This window comes from Lentzea indica, from assembly GCF_012184385.1.
Taxonomy (GTDB): Bacteria; Actinomycetota; Actinomycetes; order Mycobacteriales; family Pseudonocardiaceae; genus Lentzea; species Lentzea indica.
Genome location: NZ_VSRL01000033.1, coordinates 16,615 through 31,958 on the forward strand (window position 1 = coordinate 16,615; position 15,344 = coordinate 31,958).

Sequence of the window (15,344 nt, forward strand, 5' to 3'; positions counted from 1 at the left end):
GCGCCCACGACTGCACACTCCGTACTGCAATGTCAGCTCAAGCTGCGATCTCGGCTTCAGGTTGGAGTGCAGGGCCGAGCAGCAAGCCCCCGTCCATGACGAATTCCGAACCCGTGGCGAAAGATGCGTCCCGAGAGGTGATGAAGAGCAACAGTCGGGTGATGTCAGAGGGTTCGGCGACGCGGGGGATCGCAAAGGGGTCGGGCGAATAGAAGTCGGCGATGGCCGGCTGGCCTGCGACGGTGGGTTCGTTGATCAGCGGCGTGGAGACGACACCGGGGTGGATGGAGTTGACCCGGATGTTGTCCCGCCCCAGCTCCAGCGCGGCCGTCCTGGTCAGCCCGCGCACGGCCCACTTGCTGGCGGTGTAGGGGGCGTAAAGGGCCGTGCCGACGTGGGCCATGGTCGAAGCGATGTTGACGATGGTTCCGCCACCGCCCCTGCGCATCGACGGAGCCACGGCCCTGATGCCGAGGAACTGGCCGGTGACGTTGACGCTGAAGGTGTGCTCCCAGATGCGGAGTTCGGTGTGCTCGATGGGTGCCGCCGGGTTCTGGACTCCCGCGTTGTTCACCAGGATGGTGATCGGCCCGAAGTGGCCTTCGACTTCGCGCACCACCGCCGCCCAGTCGTCCTCGCTGGCGACGTCCAGGTGAACGGACAGAGCCCGATGACCGAGCTGAGCAGCGAGATCGCGGCCGGCGTCGTCGTCGCGGCCGGCAATGACGACGTTCGCCCCCTCGGCGTGGTAGCCCCGCACATGACTGCTGCCCATACCCCCGCTGCCGCCCGTGACGATGACGGTCTGGCCCTCAAAGCGTTCCATGATGCATCCTTCACCTTTAGTGGTGAGCCGAGTGACTCACCTCCTCTCTCAAGTATGAGCAGGACTAGAGGTGAGTCAAGTGACTCACCTCGCAGCGAGGCATACTGGGCGGCATGACAGCACAGCCTTCGGCGTACCACCGGCGCGTGGCAACGCAGAAGCGGACGTCGATCATCGAGGCGGCGACGAAGCTGTTCCTCGACTCCGGCTACGACGGCACCTCGCTGGCCCGCATCGCCGAGGCGGCCGGAGTGTCGAGGGCGACGCTGTTCAAGCAGTTCACCACCAAGGCGGCCCTGTTCGAGGCGATCGTCACCGAATACTGGAAGGTCGACGACGAGGAGGCGCCCCTCCCCGAGCCAGGGAACCTCCGCGCAGGGCTTGAGACCATCGGACGCCGATACGTGGCCCTTCTCACCCAACCCGGCATGGCCGCCCTCTTCCGCATCGTCATCGCCGAGGTACCGCGCTTCCCGGAGCTCGGCGAGACCCAGTTCAACCTCGGCAAGATGCCGTACTTCGAATCGGTCCGCCGCTACCTGGCAGCAGAAAACGCCACTGGTACAGCCCTGCTTGACGACGCTGACATGGCGGCGACCCAATTCCTCGGGATGATCTCCAACTACGTGTTCTGGCCGAGGATGCTGCTCGCACACTGGGAGCCCGACGACTCCGCAATCACCAACGCGGTCGACCAAGCGGTGCTGACCATGCTCGCCCGATACGGCGCGCCGGGGACACACGGCGTCTGAGACACCAGCGCCCCTAGAACTTCCACGTGAGGACCTCACGCGCTACCCGCCAACCTTGCAGCCGGTAGTACTGCACGAGTCCGATGTTGTCCCGGCCGATCGTCAACACCCCACGCCGGGTCCACTGCTCGACTACGCGGCCGCGTAGTCGAGCGCCCAGTAAGCGATCAGCATGCCGAGATTGATCCCGGAGAAGCTCGGGTCCGTGACAGTGGACTGCAGGAAGACGGACGGCTCGGCGATCTCGTTCTCGTGCCAGCCCAGATGCGGCAGCTCGAAGGTCGCGGTGGTCATGCCAACGATCTGATCGTCTTTGGTGAGCACGAAGACCGGCCAGTCAGTGTCGCCGATCTGCTCGGCCAGGACGTCAGCGTCCCGATCCCACGAACTCCACCTCATGCCGCGTTCCCGCATCCACGCTGCGCGTGAGCGGATCATCTTCGCGGCTGCGGGACGATCAGCCTCCGTCCCGAACCGCATCTCGAACATGCCCAGGCCCGTTCCGGAGGGGGAGTTCGTTTCCCTGGTGGCCAACACCTATGCGGCGCGCGCGTGTACGAGCACGGTTCCGAGCTTGCCAGGCTCGGGAGCGTCGATGGTCTCCGCCACGACCTCACTGAATCCTGCTGCGAAGAGTTGTTCGGTCCACTGGTGGACAGGAAGGTGTCGCTGCCAGATGACCTGGCCAGCTCTGTCCTCCTGTGGAGCGGCGGGCGTCTGCGAGAAGGCAAAGACACCGCCATCGCTCATCTTCTTGCGCACCAATGGAAAGAGTGCTTCCGGGTCGGTGAACCAGACCGCACCGAAGATCGAGTAGACAACGTCGAACGTCGTGCTCGTGTCGGCGAGAAAGTCGAGCGCGTCGGCGGTGAAGAACTCCAGGCCGCCGAGGTACCCCCAGGTCCGGCGGGCGAGGTCGGCGCGGCTGGGGGCGATGTCGATGCCCGTGCAGACCGCACCCAGGGTGGCGAGGTGGGCCAGGTTGGCCCCGGCGCCAGAGCCGAGTTCCAGCACCCTCTTGCCACGGAGGTCCCCGAGCACGGCCTCGTCGGGGCCGTGGTCGGGGTACTGGGTCCAGTTGAGCCACGTCGTCGTGCCGGCCGCGTTGACTGCGCGACGCGGCGTGTACTTCGCGGCGTACCGTTCCCAGATCTCTGCTCGGGGGCTGCTCACCAGTGATCCCTTCCTGTGGAGAGTCCCTCGTTCCGCGCCCAGGAGACACGGAACGAGGGACGGTATCAGCGGTTGTGCTCGGTGCGGCGTTACTTGCCGGGGCTGTCGTGGCAACCCGAGTAGCACTGGTTGCAGTCGACGGATTGCGCATTCCAGAGCTTGGAGTCGAGCGCGAACCCGGCCGCCCGGATGGCCTGGATCGTGCTGTTCAGCACGAGCGGCCCTTCCTCGCCGTCCTCGGGCAGGTGCGGGATGTGGTGGATGTAGCGGCCAGCGTTCTCCTCGCAGAAGGCGAAGTAGTTGGGCGTGTCGAGGGTGAAGCTGTGGACGCCCTTGTCGACAGCTGGCGTCGGCCCCATCGGGAGGTCCGGGTTCTTGCCCGCGACGACGAGGTAGGCGACGGTCTGGCCGAAGGTGCGCTCGGCCAGGTCACGGTCCATGGCGTGGTCGCGCATGATCAGCCGAACCTCGCGGTCCCACACCTCAGCCGACACACAGGTCCGCGGGTCGCGCAGGGTCACTGCAGTAGACATGCTGTTTCTCCTTATGTGGTGCGGTTTTCTCGGGCCGCGTTCATCCGCGGCTGTTCGATGTGCCGCACGGGGCACACCAGTCAGGGGCGCCACAGCCTCATGCGGAACCGCGGGCTGAAGCGTGAGAGCGGGGGATGGCCTGTCACCGCCGTCGTGCAACCGAGCCCGACGCGGCCAGGGCCCGTTTGGCGAGACACGCGGCGCAGACCTGGAGCGGGTCGAGGGGCTCGCCGGGAAGTTCGAAGTGGGGCTGGAAAGTCTTGTCGCACAAAGCTTCGACGTTGTTTCCCACTGCTGGAGTGGCGAGGTGCGTGTCGTGGTCTGCTGTGGTGGCGAGATACCAGCGCATGCTGATCTCCAGCTGGTCGGTGGCGTCGATGAGGAACCAGGCGGAGGGCACGGCCCAATACGCGCGCCCTCCGCGCTCTAGGGGGCAGCCGACGTCGCGTCCGCGTGGTGGTTGGCGGCGATCAAGTGCTCGTGGGCGACCACCCAGACCGAGCAGGGGAAGAGGCGGCCGCGGCGCCAGCCAGAGCATCGGGTGCACCGGCCTCGCTCATCGGGCTCGTGCAGGGCGAGCAGCGCTCGCCAGGCGATCGAAAGCCTGGCCAGCTCGGTTTCGGCCAGTGCTGCGAGCGACGTGGTGTCGCCGTCGGCGATGAGCATCTCCAGGTAGTCCAGACGCTCATAGATGCCGCAGCGAAGGGCGCCGGCCAGAACCTCGTCCATCGGGCTTCTCCTTGTCATGCCAGGGCGGATTCTTCAGGGGGCGGGCGGCCAGACCTGCGGATGCAGGTCCAGCGGCACGAACGGACCGATAGCGACGCCGCTGTCCTGGACGTGACGTGCCGCCTGGTCAAACGGTGCGCAGGGCCAGGAGCGCGCCGGGCAGAGCGGGCACACCATCGGCCGGTCTGCTGGTGGCAGGTGCGCGGCCAGTGTGTTGAGCGCGTCGACCAGGAGTCCGGCGGGACTTTCCACGGCGACGACTACGGCGACAATGTCCCGCAACGCGCCCATGGCTAGGCGGCGACCACAAGGCCGTTCGCGATGCTGACTCGCGGAAGCCGCCGCCGCCCGCCGAGCAGGTCGGCGACGAGGTCGTCGTAGCCCACGGCCAGTTCGCTGACGTGATGCAGCGCTTCCCGCACCTGTTCTCTTTCCTGCCAAGGGGGTTGCGGTGTCGAGCAGGTGCCAGTGCGTCCAGGCAGCGGCGAGGCGTTTGACCAGCTGGCCAAACGTTTCGGTGTGCACAGCCGCCGCGCGGTTGTCGGCGATGGCGAGCACAGCCCACATGTCGACTCGGTCGACCAGGACTGCGCAGACGGCGTCGGCGGAGTTGACCACCCTGTGTGCTGCGGCCACCTGGTGGTCGTTGGCAAACGGGTCGCATGCGCTGCGGTGCGCCTCTGCGCGCAGCCGGTGCTGCTGAGCGAGCGCGGCGGCTGCGGCGAGTACCGGGTGGATGTGCTCGCTGGTCGGCGTGAACACGCAGGCGCGGGTGACCGCTGCGGCGCGCGGGATGTCGGAAACTACGGAGGGTGTGTCGGCGCCACCGGTCTCGCCGGGCTGATCGTCCTCTGGGGCGATCGTCGGGGTATCCATGCTGGTCATCGCGGCTCCCTCAGCTATTTTGGGATCTGGGTCACGTCGCAACCTGTACACAACCGGTGACCAGATGTGAGAACCACGACAGCGACACGGCAGGATCACGACATCCACACGACACCGTGTGGCCTGGCCAGCGGAAACTCGACCGAATGAAGGTCGGCGCGAACGGCATGGGGAGGCGTAGTGACGGCGAACGAGCAGCACCCCATTGCGGTGCGCCGTCTCCAGCTCGACTTCACTCAAGAGGGTCTGGCTGACGAAGTCGACGTCGACCCCCGCACCGTTCAGCGGTGGGAAGCGGGCGAGTGCAAGCCGCAGCCGTGGACGCGGCCGAAGCTGACAAAGGTGTTGCGGGTCACTAGAGAGCAACTCGACGCGATGGTCGACTGGGCGCCCGGTGGTGCGCGTGCGCTCGATGTCGCGGCAGACTGGGAGACGGCACCCGGAACGAGCGTGGCGTTCAGGGAGCAGGCTCCGAGCGGCCAGCTTGAACCAGCAGGTCGCGGCCGGAGTCTCTATGACCCTGAGCTGGCACCAGGTCCCCGCCGCCGGCCGGATCCCCCGGAGATTGACGACATGCACCGTCGCGAAGCGCTACGCATGGCCAGCATGGTCGCGGCCATGCTCGCTCTGCGCCCCACCTCCGACGACAGCCCCGCCGACGCCGACTTCGACGTCACCGACTACACGCGGTTCAACGCCGCCCTCTGGACGGTCTACGCCAGCGCTGCCTCGAAAGGCGAGGTGCTTCCCCTCGTCCGCACGCAACTCGGCATCCTGACCGCCGAGCTGGAGCGCGGCCACAGCCTCGCCGTCACGCAACAGATCGCCGCGGCAGCCAGCGATCTCTACCAGCTCAAGGGTGAGATCCACTTCGACGGCAACGACTACACCCTCGCCGCAGACAGCTACGACCTCGCCGCGCGGAACGGCGAAGCCGCCGGCGACTTCGACCTGTGGGCCTGCGCGATGATCCGGCACTCGTTCCTGTCGGTCTACGAGCGCCGCTTCGACAACGCGGCACCGATGCTGGAGCTCGCCGCTGGACTCGCCCGCCGCGGCGACAGCGACCTCTCGACTCGGTACTGGGTCGCGGCGGTCCAGGCCGAGGCCTTCGCCGGCCTGGGTGACGTAGCTGCCTGCCAGCGCGCCTTGGACACGGCCGAAGAAGTTCACGACATGACCGGAACTATCCACAATGGAGGGTGGCTTCGATTCGACGGCTCGCGGCTGGCCGAGCAGCGCGGCAGCTGCTACGCCACGCTGGGACAACACCACTTGGCTGAGGCGGAGCTGACGAAAGCGCTGCGGCACAAGCTTCCCTGCGCCGCCGCGCCAGCGTGCACGCCGACCTGGCGATCATCGGCGCTCTCCGACGCGACCGAGATCAAGTCATCGCCCACGCGCACACCGCCATGGCCGACGCCGTGACCACGAGCTCCGACTACATCCGCCGCAAGCTCGGTGGCCTTCAACGTCACCTCGTGCCGCTGCTCGGCGACAAGCAGGTGCAACAGCTCAGCGGCGAGATCAAGGCGCTGGCACCAGCGCCCACCGCTCGATAGGACAGGAGAACCACGTGCAGGACGACCGCGGCCGCGTGTTCCGTGAGGCCTGGATCGCAGGCGTCACCAAGTACCACCCCGGCACGCCCAAGGACAGCTACATCACGCCCTGGGACGCTACGCCGGAGTGGGAGAAGGCCAGCGCGACCGCGGTCTACGACAAGGTGGTGGCCTTCATCGAGGCTGGCGGCGGCACCGCCAACTTGAGCCGCGAGCAGAAGGGCCGGTACGTCGCGGCCTGCTGGATCGTGCAGATCTACCGGACCGTCGCCGACCCCAAGCCCAGTCACGTCCCCGAGTGGAACGACATGCCTGAGTGGTGGCAGCAGACCGACTGCGACATCTTCGAGGCGATCGAACAACACATCGCGCAGTAGTCGCCGAGTCAGCTCCCGGCGACCGTCGCCGGACACGTCTAACGGCACCGTTACGGACTCACGTCGTGGCGTTGGGACGAGGTCGAGCTACCAAGGCTCAACACCTGCCACAGCTGGTCGGCACAGATCAGCGATGCCGAAGGCGAGAAGAAGTCCCACACACAAGGTCCAGGTGGTGGCTCCCCCGTCTAGCGCTCCTGAGCTTTTGCCGCGCACAGGGAGGGGTGTCAAACGGACACGCTTTTCGTCCGTTTGACACCCCTCCCTGTGCGCGGCTGACTCCGGCGCGCTAGACGGGGGAGCCACCACCAACGCAACCAACAAAGCAACAGCACCCCGCCAAAAGCAACCGGCGTGCCATCAACCCGCGAGCGGCGTTGGAGGGCTCTTTTGGGAGTGTCGGGAGTCTGAGGGCAGAGCCCTCAGCCCACGCACGCACCCTCAACAACACGCACGCAGCCCAACCACCTACGAACAACAAACCGCCAGCCGCCACCACCGCAACCGGGGGACGACCTACAAAACCGGCGCGACCTCAGCAGGCGACCTACGCAACCCGCACAAAACCCTCAGTACAACGCAGAAGCCAGGTTCCGCCGAGCCGCAGCAACCCGAGCATCATCGGCCGGGAACAACTCGAACAGCCCCACAAGATGCTGCCGAACCCGATCCCGATCATCCCCGTAAACCCGCCGAACCGTGTCGACCAGCCGCCGGAACGCCTCTTCAACCTGCTGCAACGCCACCTGAGCATCAGCCGCGGCCAACTGGGCGTCGATGTCGTCAGGAGCCTCATCAGCCTTGGAGATCACCGTTGGGTCGACACCCTCGGCCCGCTCAGCGAACCGAGCCTGCGCCAGCCCTTCCTTGGCCAGCTCATTCCCAGGCTCAGCAGCCAGGATCTGCGAGTAGTACCCCTGAGCAGCCGCGTAGTCGCCACGCTCGAACGCCTCCTCGGCGGCGACGATCCGCGGGTCCTCGACGATCTCCTCCTCGACCGGCGCCCCGGCCCGAGCCTCACCGGCGCGAATCCCCGGCAGCCGATCACGCAGGGCGTCCAGCAACCGGGCGATCCACTGCGAAAGCTCGGCATCCTCGATCGGCCCGGCAAAGGCGTCGATCGGCTGACCAGCGGCAACAGCCACGGTGGTCGGCACGGACTGCACGCCGAACGCCTGCCCGATGCGCGGCGCCTGTTCCAGGTCGACCCGCGCCAGGATCCACGAACCGCCGGACGCCGAAGCAAAACGGGTCAGCGACGCGGCGAGTTGCTGCGACTCGGGGCTGTAGGAGGCGCCCAGAAGCACCACCACGGGCACCTGCATGGACTGCTCGACCACAGCCTGGAACGAGGCCTCGGTGACGTCCACGATCCACGGCGCAGAGCCGTTCTCGCCACCACCAGAAGCGGCAGCGGGCGGACCGGCGGCGGACTGACGGGCGGCATCGGCTCGCGCCTTCAGGGCACCGAGATCGACGGCGCCCGAGAGCGCGGCGGACAGTGCGGCGGTCTTGCGAGGATCAGGCCTTGTCACGTGTTCCATCCTGGCACGGCTAGTTCCCGGACCGGGTCCAGGGCCATCGGGTTGACGCGCATCGCCTCGTTGGCCGAAGCGATACGTAGAGCGAGCGGTGTCATCAGCTCGATGAACCGCGACGTACGACCAGCGCCCAACGCCTCCCACGGAGCAATCGCGGCCTGATCGGTCGCGCGTTCCACCGCGGGGAGGTCGCCCGGCAGATCGCAGGCTTCCCACTCCTCGACGGTCCAACCACGCGCGGTTCGCATGTATGCCGGATCGAGCGAATGTTCACGGGCGTAGAGCGCAAGCGCTTGGCACGGGCCCACGCCATGAGCGACCAAGGCCGCCACGTGACCGTCACCTCGGGCCTCGCGCAAGATCGTGCAGGCGTGCCACAGCACCAGGTGTGGCTCGGTGGGCCACGGCAAAGCACGGTTCGCGGCCGCGAGCGGACGTCCGGCCAGGGGAGCCGCCAGAGCCGCGGACCGGGCCAAAGCCGCCGCCTCGGCGATCTCCGGCGTGTCCACCGAGCCCAGCATCCGTCGCAACGCCCCGTCCACGCCTTCCAACCGCACCCGCAGGAACTCGGCAGGCGAGGCGACCGCCCACGCGTCCGGCAGAGCGCGGGAAACCATGCGCGGGGCGAAGTTGTAGAAGACAGCCGTCACCAGCTCCGGTGACGCGGCGCCCAACGGGGCGGCGCGCATGCCGAAGTAGCCCATCCAGCCGCCCTTGCAGCCCAGTGCGTCGGTCGCCGCGCGGGATTCGGGCGTGAAGTACGTGACGTCGTGGTAGGGCTCGAACCTCAACCACAGCTGCCTCGCGTCCACGCCCGACACGCTAACCCAGTGAACGCCGGTGCACGGATCCGCTCACCGTGCCGGCGTAGAGCGTTCGGCCATCCGAGGAGACGAGCAGCGCCTCGACACCACGCTCCACGTCCGGGCCGCCGAACACGGTCCACGAACGGCCGCCGTTCAACGACCGCAGCACGCCCTTGCTGGATCCCTCGAACGCGATCGAGCCCAGGTACAGCACACCGTTGGGCGCGATGGCGATCGTGGACAGCTGCTCGGAAGACACCGCGGGCACCTCGGCGAACGAAACACCGTCGAACGACACGAACACCGAGTTCTGCCCGACCGCCACGACGTGCCTCGGATCGCGCGGATCCACCAGCACGGAGTTCATCCGTCCCGGCAGCACCTGCTTCAGCGAGACACCGGCGTCCGTCGACCGGTAGAGACCGCCGGCGTCCGCGAGCCAGATGCCACCGGGATCAGCGGCGATGGTCTTGATCCCGCGCAACGGAGCGTGCACCCGCTGCACGAACGACAGCCCGCCGTCGAAAGACACGTAAAACGCGTTGATCAGGTACGCGCCCATGTAGACCCGGCCAGGCACGAGAGGGTCGAACACCAGGGAACGCGTGTTGCCCGGCATGTCCGACGTCGTCACCCACGTCCGGCCGCCGTCGAGCGACCGCTCCACGAAGATCGCGTCCTGTGACCCGCGATAGGCGTTCCTGCCCCGCAGCACGACCCCGTCACGCGCGGCCAGCGCCCCGATCCGGTTGCCGATCGCGGGCGGCGCGGTCCCGTCGAAGTCCCACTCCTGCGAGGCCACCGGCAGATCGGTCCGGAAGGACCCCTGCATCGTCCCGGCGATGATCGACCGCCCCGACACGGCCAAGGACAGCACGTGCGCCCCTGGCACCCCGACCCGCTTGAAGTGCTCGTGATCAGCCGTCGCGTAGACGCCGCCGGACGCGTAGACCCACTGCCAGTCCGGCAGGTCGGAGAAGCTGCCGATCTCGGTGTAGACGTCGACCTTCTCCACCGCGTCGGTCCGCTTCCACGTAGCACCCATGTCTGCGCTGATGAAGTGGCCGTCGAGCGTCTGCACCTGGATCCAGCCGTTGGCCGTGATCGCGCCGTACAAGATCCACGACGACGTCCACGGGCCCGTCACCGCACGCCAGGTAGCGCCGCGGTCGGCAGACAGGTGCACCCCACCGCTGAACTTCCGCGCCACCACGACGTCACCACGCGAGGTGATCTTGTCGGCAGGCACCTCGAACGCCGACCACTTCCCCGCTCGCAGCACGTGCACGACCCCGCCGGCCGCGACGACGAGATCCGAGCCCACGACGTGCACGTCCTCGGCACCAGCGGGCGAGCCGGGCAGCAACGACCACTCCAGCCCGCCGACGCCGCGATACACCCCCTCGGACGAAGCCGCGTAGGAGAAGCCACCCCCGAACGCGACGTCCTGCACCTCGGACGGCGTCCGCAAAGCGACGGAGAAGGACATTCCGCCGTCAACGGACCGCAGCACAGTGCCGGCGCCTCCACCGCCCTCGTAGCCGGCCACGAGCACGGTGTCCGGCCGCGACGGATCGGCGGCCAGGCCGTTCCCCCGCATCTCCGGGAACAACCGCCCCTGCCGCCAGCTGCGGCCGCGGTCGTCGGACCGGAACACCTGCTGCCCCGCGCCCGGCAGCACGTAGGCGGTGTTCTTGGCGAACGCCAGGTACCCGCCCGCACCGTTCGGGCCGATGTTCTCCCACCTGGTGGACGGCCCTGCATGCGCTGACGGCACGACCGCCAGCAGCGCGGCCAGCAGGGTGATCACGACTCTCACGAGATGCGCCTCCGCTCGACTCCACACGGTCAGCGGCGGAGCTCGATCATGGCGTGTCGGAGAGGTGCTCCTCAACCCTTCGCACCTTGGTGCGCAGCTGCTCGGTGTGGCCGGGCCGGATGTCTGCCTTGAGCACGAGCGAGACGCGCGGAGCGCTGGCCTGCACCGCCTCCGTCGCGCGCTTGACCACGTCCATCACCTCGTCCCATTCTCCCTCGATCAAGGTGAACATCGCGTTCGTCTCATTGGGCAGGCCCGACTCCCGCACGATCCGCACGGCCTCGGCAACGGCCTTGGCGACGCTTCCCGACGAGTCCGATGCGGACGGAGCAACGCTGAACGCGACAAGCACACGTGCCTCCTGATGATCCAACGGTTGTACTGGCTGGTAGCTTCGGTGCCCATGACACCGCTGCCGTTCGATCCGATCGCCCGCGCGGCCGAGCTGTGGGACGACCGGGTGGGTCCGTCCGCGTCGATGGCCGCCGTTACGAGCGTCATGCGTGTCCAGCAAATCATCCAGTCCGCCGTGGACGCAGCCCTCAAGCCGCACGGACTCACGTTCGCGCGCTACGAGGCTTTGGTGCTCCTGTACTTCTCCCGCAAGGGCGCGCTGCCGATGCGGGTGATGGGCGAGCGCCTGCAGCTGCACCCCACGAGCGTGACCAACATCGTCGACCGGCTGGAGAGCGACGGCCTGGTCCGCCGCACCCCGCACCCGACCGACCGCCGCACGACCCTGGTGGAGATCACCGACACGGGCCTGAAGCGCCGTGAGGACGCGACCGCGGCGGTCGTCGCCGTCAACCTGGGCTTGAAGGGCCTCACGGACCGGCAGACCGAGCAGCTCACCGACCTGCTCGCCAAGGTCCGCAGGGCGAGCGGCGACTTCGAAGATTAATTCGTTTGGCGCGGACGCACGTCTGTGGCGTCATGGGCACGTGACGGAACGGTCGATCATCGCGTTGGTCAGCACCCCCAGCGGGTTCGCGGGCCGCACGAACGCGCTCCCGATGCCCTCGTCGGACTGGTACCACGTCGAGCCCGTCAACGAGGCGCTCGAAGCACTGCTCGGCGTGCCCACGAGCGTGCTGAGGCTGATCTCCGTCGAGAACGGCCAGTCACCCAGCGGCGGCCTGGTCACCTATCACGTCGAGGCGTACGGCGAGCCTGACCGCACCAAGCTCCACCCGGCGGAAGAACCCGAACCGGACGCCCCGCTGAGGCTTCCGTACGCGCGCATGGGCGGACCGGCCGAGCTGATCGCGTGGGCCGACACCGAGATCGAACGCACGGGCCCTGCCGTTCAGGTCCGCACGTGGAACCTCTCGACCGTGCACCGGCTGCCCACCAGCGACGGACCGGTGTGGCTGAAGGCCATCCCGCCGTTCTTCGCCGACGAGGGCTCGGTGATCGAGATGGTCGCCGCGCACGATCCCACGCTGGTTCCGGAAGTCATCGCCTCAGCGCCGCAGCGAGTCCTGCTCGGCGACGCACCGGGCGACAAGTGCTGGCCGATCACGCCCGAGCACGTCGACCTGATCCTGCCGCGCTGGGTGGCCGTGCAGAACGCGCTGGCCGGCGCGCCGCAGATCCGGGCGACCACTGTTCCGATGCCGTCGTTCGGACTGCCGGACACGCTCACGCACGGCGACTTCCACCCCGGCAACTGGCGGGCCGGCGGCAAGATCATCGACTGGTCGGACGCCGTGTGGGGGCACGCGGCGCTCGACGCGTGCCGGCTGCTGGAGTACAGCCCGCCCGAGATCCGCGACCACGTTCGCGAGGTGTGGTGCGAGGCGTGGCTCAGCCTCCGCCCGGACAGCCGTCCACTCGAAGCGCTCGACGTCGCCCGCCGCGCGTCACGCCTGCACAACGCGGTGAAGTACCAGGAGTTCCTGGACAACATCGAGCAGTCAGAGCGGATCTACCACGAGGGCGATCCGCAGGGCGAGCTCAGAGCTGTTCGGGAGCTGGTTCGCTGAGACGGCCGGTCTTCGCGGCCCAGCGCTCGAAGATCACCGTGCCGAACGGCGGGATGCTCGACAGCAGGCCGAGCACCAGCGTGCGGGCGTCCCACTTCAGCGGCTCCTTCGCCATCAGCGTGACGAGGATGAAGCCGACGAAGATGACGCCGTGGATCGGGCCGAAGATCTTGACGCCGATCTCGTTCTGCACGACGACGTACTTGAAGAACATCCCGAGCAGGAGGCCCGCCCAGGAGATCGCCTCGGCGAGGGCGAAGATGCGGAACCGTCCAACCACGCTGGAGAACGTCATGGCTCCCCATCATGAACCGTGACGGGGAGCACAACGCACCTGGGGGTGTCCTATTCCTCCCATTTGAAGACGCGGGAGGCGATGAACCCGACCACGAGGGCGAACCCGACCAGGATGGCCGACGGCATCAGCAGCGCCTCGATCCCCTTGCCCCGCACCAGTACGTCGAGCATGCCGTCGTTCATGTGCCGCAACGGGAAGATCTTCGACACGGTCTGCAGCCACGCCGGCGCCTGATCGACGGGGAAGAACGTGCCGGACAGGAACGCCATCGGCAGCACGACGATGTTCGCCGCCGCTGAAGCGGCCTCCTCCGTCTTGGCGAACGCGCCGACCAGCATGCCGAGTGCGAAGAACGCGATGGTTCCCAGCAGCAGCAACGGAATCGCGAGCCACCACGACCCTGACAGCTTCAGCCCGAACAGCGGCAGCATCGCGATGCCGACGAAGGTCGCGCCCTGCACCAGCGCGACTCCCGCGCTGACCAGCAACCGCGACGACAGCACGGAAGTCGCCGAGACCGGTGCGAGCCGGATGCGCCGCAGCACCTGCTTGCGCCGCCACGACACCAGCGTCAGCGCGGCACCGAACACCGCGGACACCGCCACGCCCCAGGACAGGATGCCGGGCGTCAGGTACTGGATCGGCTTGAGGGAGGCGTCCTCGACCTTCTCCGAGGCGAACGTGAACCGAGGCGGCTGACCGGTCGCGGCGAGGTTCGCCTTGTCCACGAACCCGTTCACGATCCCGAGCACGGTCGCCGACTTGACCTGATCGCTCTGCGCGAAGCGCACGTCGAGCTGCTGCCCGCGGATGATCAGGGCAGCGGGCAGGTCGCCGTCCTTGACCTTCTGCACCGCGGCGTTCTCGTCGCTGTACGACTCCAGCTCCAGCGCACCGCTCTCCCGCAGAGCGCTGACGATCGGACCGTCACCGACGACCGCGATCCTGGTCTTGTCGGCGCCGACGTCGCGCAGGATCAGGCCGAATATGACGAGGAACATCAACGGGAACAGGAAGGTGAAGAACAGCGTCACCTTGTCCCGGATGAACCCCTTGAACATCGCGAGCGAGAGCGTCTTGAACGCGGTCATGCGCGGTACTCCCGACCGGTCAGGTTGAGGAACACGTCTTCGAGGGTGGCCGTGCGGACCTGAAGGCCGTCCAGCGCGCCACGTTCGGCCAGCGCGGACAGCACGGGGGCGGGGCGGCGCGTGGAGAGCGTCAGCGACACCTCGTTCTCGTGGGCTTCCTCGACACCGTCCAGTGCGGAGGCGTCCACGATGGACAGCACGCCCTTCTGCAACGTCACGTGGGTAGGCGCGTCCAGTCCGCGCACCAGCACCGCGGGTGTGTCGAGTGCGAGGATCCTGCCCTCGTCCATGATGGCAACGCGGTCGCAGAGGATCTCGGCCTCGTCGATGTAGTGCGTGGTGTAGACGATGGTCTTGCCGCGCTCCTGGATCGCACGCAGCACGTCCCAGAGGTTGCGGCGCGCCTGCGGGTCGAGCGCCGCGGTCGGTTCGTCCAGGAACACGATGTCCGGGTCGTGCACGAGCGCGCACGCGATCGAGAGCCGTTGCCGCTGACCGCCGGAGAGCTTGTTCTCCTGCTCGTTCGCCTTGTCCGCCAGCCCGACGAGTTCGAGCATGTCCGCGGCCGTTCCCTTGCTCACGCCGTAAAGCGCGCCGAACGTCTGCAGCTGCTCCTTCGCGGTCAGCTTCTCGAAGAACGACGACGCCTGCAGCTGCACGCCGATGCGCGGCAGCAGCTTCACGTTGCGCGGCCACGGACTCTCGCCGAGCAGCCGCACCTCGCCGCTGTCGGGCTTGCGCAGCCCCTCGATGATCTCGAGCGTGGTCGTCTTCCCGGCGCCGTTGGGCCCGAGGATGCCGAAGAACTCACCTTCGGCCACGGTGAACGAGACCCCGTCCACCGCCTTCAGCTCGCCGTAGCTCTTGCGGACGTCCCGCACCACGACCGCCGACCGTTCCTCTGTCATGGCCGAACGTTAAGTCAGCGCGTCTCAAATCGTGGGCTGGAACGACGAAAGTCGGCGCC

22 protein-coding genes are annotated in these 15,344 nt (G+C 67.6%); 7 read left to right on the forward strand and 15 right to left on the reverse strand.

Annotated elements, in window-relative coordinates:
* Positions 1–37: 37 nt before the first annotated feature.
* A complete protein-coding gene (locus tag FXN61_RS12085) occupies positions 38–826 on the reverse strand; it encodes an SDR family oxidoreductase (protein WP_167973279.1) in 789 nt (262 codons plus the stop codon).
* Positions 827–939: 113 nt separating this feature from the next.
* Between FXN61_RS12085 and FXN61_RS12090 the strand changes: the two genes are divergently transcribed.
* Complete coding sequence (locus FXN61_RS12090; protein ID WP_167973281.1) at positions 940–1,578, forward strand: TetR/AcrR family transcriptional regulator; 639 nt, start codon at positions 940–942, stop codon at positions 1,576–1,578.
* Between the two features lie 132 nt (positions 1,579–1,710).
* On the opposite strand, the gene FXN61_RS12095 is transcribed toward FXN61_RS12090, so the two are convergent.
* The 7 genes from FXN61_RS12095 to FXN61_RS54230 form a co-directional block, all read right to left on the reverse strand.
* On the reverse strand, positions 1,711–2,112 hold the full coding sequence (locus tag FXN61_RS12095; protein ID WP_167973283.1) for a hypothetical protein: 402 nt from the start codon (positions 2,110–2,112) through the stop codon (positions 1,711–1,713).
* Between the two features lie 3 nt (positions 2,113–2,115).
* Positions 2,116–2,751 carry a class I SAM-dependent methyltransferase gene (locus tag FXN61_RS12100; RefSeq protein WP_167973285.1) on the reverse strand — a complete coding sequence of 212 codons (636 nt, stop codon included), beginning with the start codon at positions 2,749–2,751 and terminating at the stop codon, positions 2,116–2,118.
* Positions 2,752–2,840: 89 nt separating this feature from the next.
* On the reverse strand, positions 2,841–3,284 hold the full coding sequence (locus FXN61_RS12105; protein WP_167973287.1) for a glycine-rich domain-containing protein: 444 nt from the start codon (positions 3,282–3,284) through the stop codon (positions 2,841–2,843).
* Positions 3,285–3,426: 142 nt separating this feature from the next.
* On the reverse strand, positions 3,427–3,684 hold the full coding sequence (locus FXN61_RS12110; RefSeq protein WP_167973289.1) for a hypothetical protein: 258 nt from the start codon (positions 3,682–3,684) through the stop codon (positions 3,427–3,429).
* A 26-nt stretch (positions 3,685–3,710) separates the two neighbouring features.
* A complete protein-coding gene (locus tag FXN61_RS12115; protein WP_167973291.1) occupies positions 3,711–4,013 on the reverse strand; it encodes a hypothetical protein in 303 nt (100 codons plus the stop codon).
* 33 nt (positions 4,014–4,046) lie between these two features.
* Positions 4,047–4,295: a hypothetical protein gene (locus FXN61_RS12120; RefSeq protein ID WP_167973293.1), complete on the reverse strand. Its 249-nt coding sequence runs from the start codon at positions 4,293–4,295 to the stop codon at positions 4,047–4,049.
* Between the two features lie 11 nt (positions 4,296–4,306).
* Positions 4,307–4,435 carry a hypothetical protein gene (locus FXN61_RS54230; RefSeq protein ID WP_281360422.1) on the reverse strand — a complete coding sequence of 43 codons (129 nt, stop codon included), beginning with the start codon at positions 4,433–4,435 and terminating at the stop codon, positions 4,307–4,309.
* Between the two features lie 46 nt (positions 4,436–4,481).
* Here FXN61_RS54230 and FXN61_RS57100 point away from each other — a divergent pair, with 46 nt between their 5' ends.
* From FXN61_RS57100 to FXN61_RS12140, 4 genes are all read left to right on the forward strand, one after another.
* Positions 4,482–4,958: a hypothetical protein gene (locus FXN61_RS57100; protein WP_167973295.1), complete on the forward strand. Its 477-nt coding sequence runs from the start codon at positions 4,482–4,484 to the stop codon at positions 4,956–4,958.
* Between the two features lie 120 nt (positions 4,959–5,078).
* Complete coding sequence (locus tag FXN61_RS51935; protein WP_312877680.1) at positions 5,079–6,326, forward strand: helix-turn-helix transcriptional regulator; 1,248 nt, start codon at positions 5,079–5,081, stop codon at positions 6,324–6,326.
* Complete coding sequence (locus FXN61_RS51940; protein WP_246291335.1) at positions 6,323–6,460, forward strand: hypothetical protein; 138 nt, start codon at positions 6,323–6,325, stop codon at positions 6,458–6,460. Before FXN61_RS51935 ends, FXN61_RS51940 begins: the two co-directional genes overlap by 4 nt.
* A 14-nt stretch (positions 6,461–6,474) precedes the next feature.
* Positions 6,475–6,837, forward strand: a complete 363-nt coding sequence (locus FXN61_RS12140) for a hypothetical protein (RefSeq protein WP_167973297.1) — start codon at positions 6,475–6,477, stop codon at positions 6,835–6,837.
* Between the two features lie 569 nt (positions 6,838–7,406).
* Here FXN61_RS12140 and FXN61_RS12145 read toward each other — a convergent pair.
* Genes FXN61_RS12145 through FXN61_RS12160 form a run of 4 tightly spaced genes read right to left on the reverse strand, consistent with a single transcriptional unit; the run spans position 7,407 to position 11,355 of the window.
* Positions 7,407–8,372: a tetratricopeptide repeat protein gene (locus FXN61_RS12145; protein ID WP_376770633.1), complete on the reverse strand. Its 966-nt coding sequence runs from the start codon at positions 8,370–8,372 to the stop codon at positions 7,407–7,409.
* Positions 8,369–9,190, reverse strand: coding sequence for an SCO6745 family protein (locus FXN61_RS12150; protein WP_167973301.1), 822 nt, complete (start codon positions 9,188–9,190; stop codon positions 8,369–8,371). The genes FXN61_RS12145 and FXN61_RS12150 overlap by 4 nt, the downstream gene beginning before the upstream one ends.
* 10 nt (positions 9,191–9,200) lie before the next feature.
* Positions 9,201–10,994, reverse strand: a complete 1,794-nt coding sequence (locus FXN61_RS12155; RefSeq protein ID WP_223165405.1) for a sialidase family protein — start codon at positions 10,992–10,994, stop codon at positions 9,201–9,203.
* A 55-nt stretch (positions 10,995–11,049) separates the two neighbouring features.
* On the reverse strand, positions 11,050–11,355 hold the full coding sequence (locus FXN61_RS12160; RefSeq protein ID WP_167973304.1) for an MTH1187 family thiamine-binding protein: 306 nt from the start codon (positions 11,353–11,355) through the stop codon (positions 11,050–11,052).
* 51 nt (positions 11,356–11,406) lie between these two features.
* Here FXN61_RS12160 and FXN61_RS12165 point away from each other — a divergent pair, with 51 nt between their 5' ends.
* Positions 11,407–11,904 (forward strand): MarR family winged helix-turn-helix transcriptional regulator, encoded by a 498-nt coding sequence (locus FXN61_RS12165; RefSeq protein WP_167973306.1) that lies wholly within the window; start codon positions 11,407–11,409, stop codon positions 11,902–11,904.
* 40 nt (positions 11,905–11,944) lie between these two features.
* Entirely contained in the window at positions 11,945–12,988 is a 1,044-nt protein-coding gene (locus FXN61_RS55245) for a phosphotransferase family protein (RefSeq protein WP_167973308.1), read from the forward strand.
* Here the strand turns inward: FXN61_RS55245 and FXN61_RS12175 are convergent.
* The 3 genes from FXN61_RS12175 to FXN61_RS12185 are packed head-to-tail and all read right to left on the reverse strand — an operon-like array spanning position 12,960 to position 15,285.
* Complete coding sequence (locus FXN61_RS12175; RefSeq protein ID WP_167973310.1) at positions 12,960–13,283, reverse strand: DUF3817 domain-containing protein; 324 nt, start codon at positions 13,281–13,283, stop codon at positions 12,960–12,962. The genes FXN61_RS55245 and FXN61_RS12175 overlap by 29 nt on opposite strands.
* Before the next feature lie 50 nt (positions 13,284–13,333).
* Positions 13,334–14,377: an ABC transporter permease gene (locus FXN61_RS12180; RefSeq protein WP_167973312.1), complete on the reverse strand. Its 1,044-nt coding sequence runs from the start codon at positions 14,375–14,377 to the stop codon at positions 13,334–13,336.
* Complete coding sequence (locus FXN61_RS12185; protein WP_167973314.1) at positions 14,374–15,285, reverse strand: ABC transporter ATP-binding protein; 912 nt, start codon at positions 15,283–15,285, stop codon at positions 14,374–14,376. The genes FXN61_RS12180 and FXN61_RS12185 overlap by 4 nt, the downstream gene beginning before the upstream one ends.
* Between the last annotated feature and the right edge of the window lie 59 nt (positions 15,286–15,344).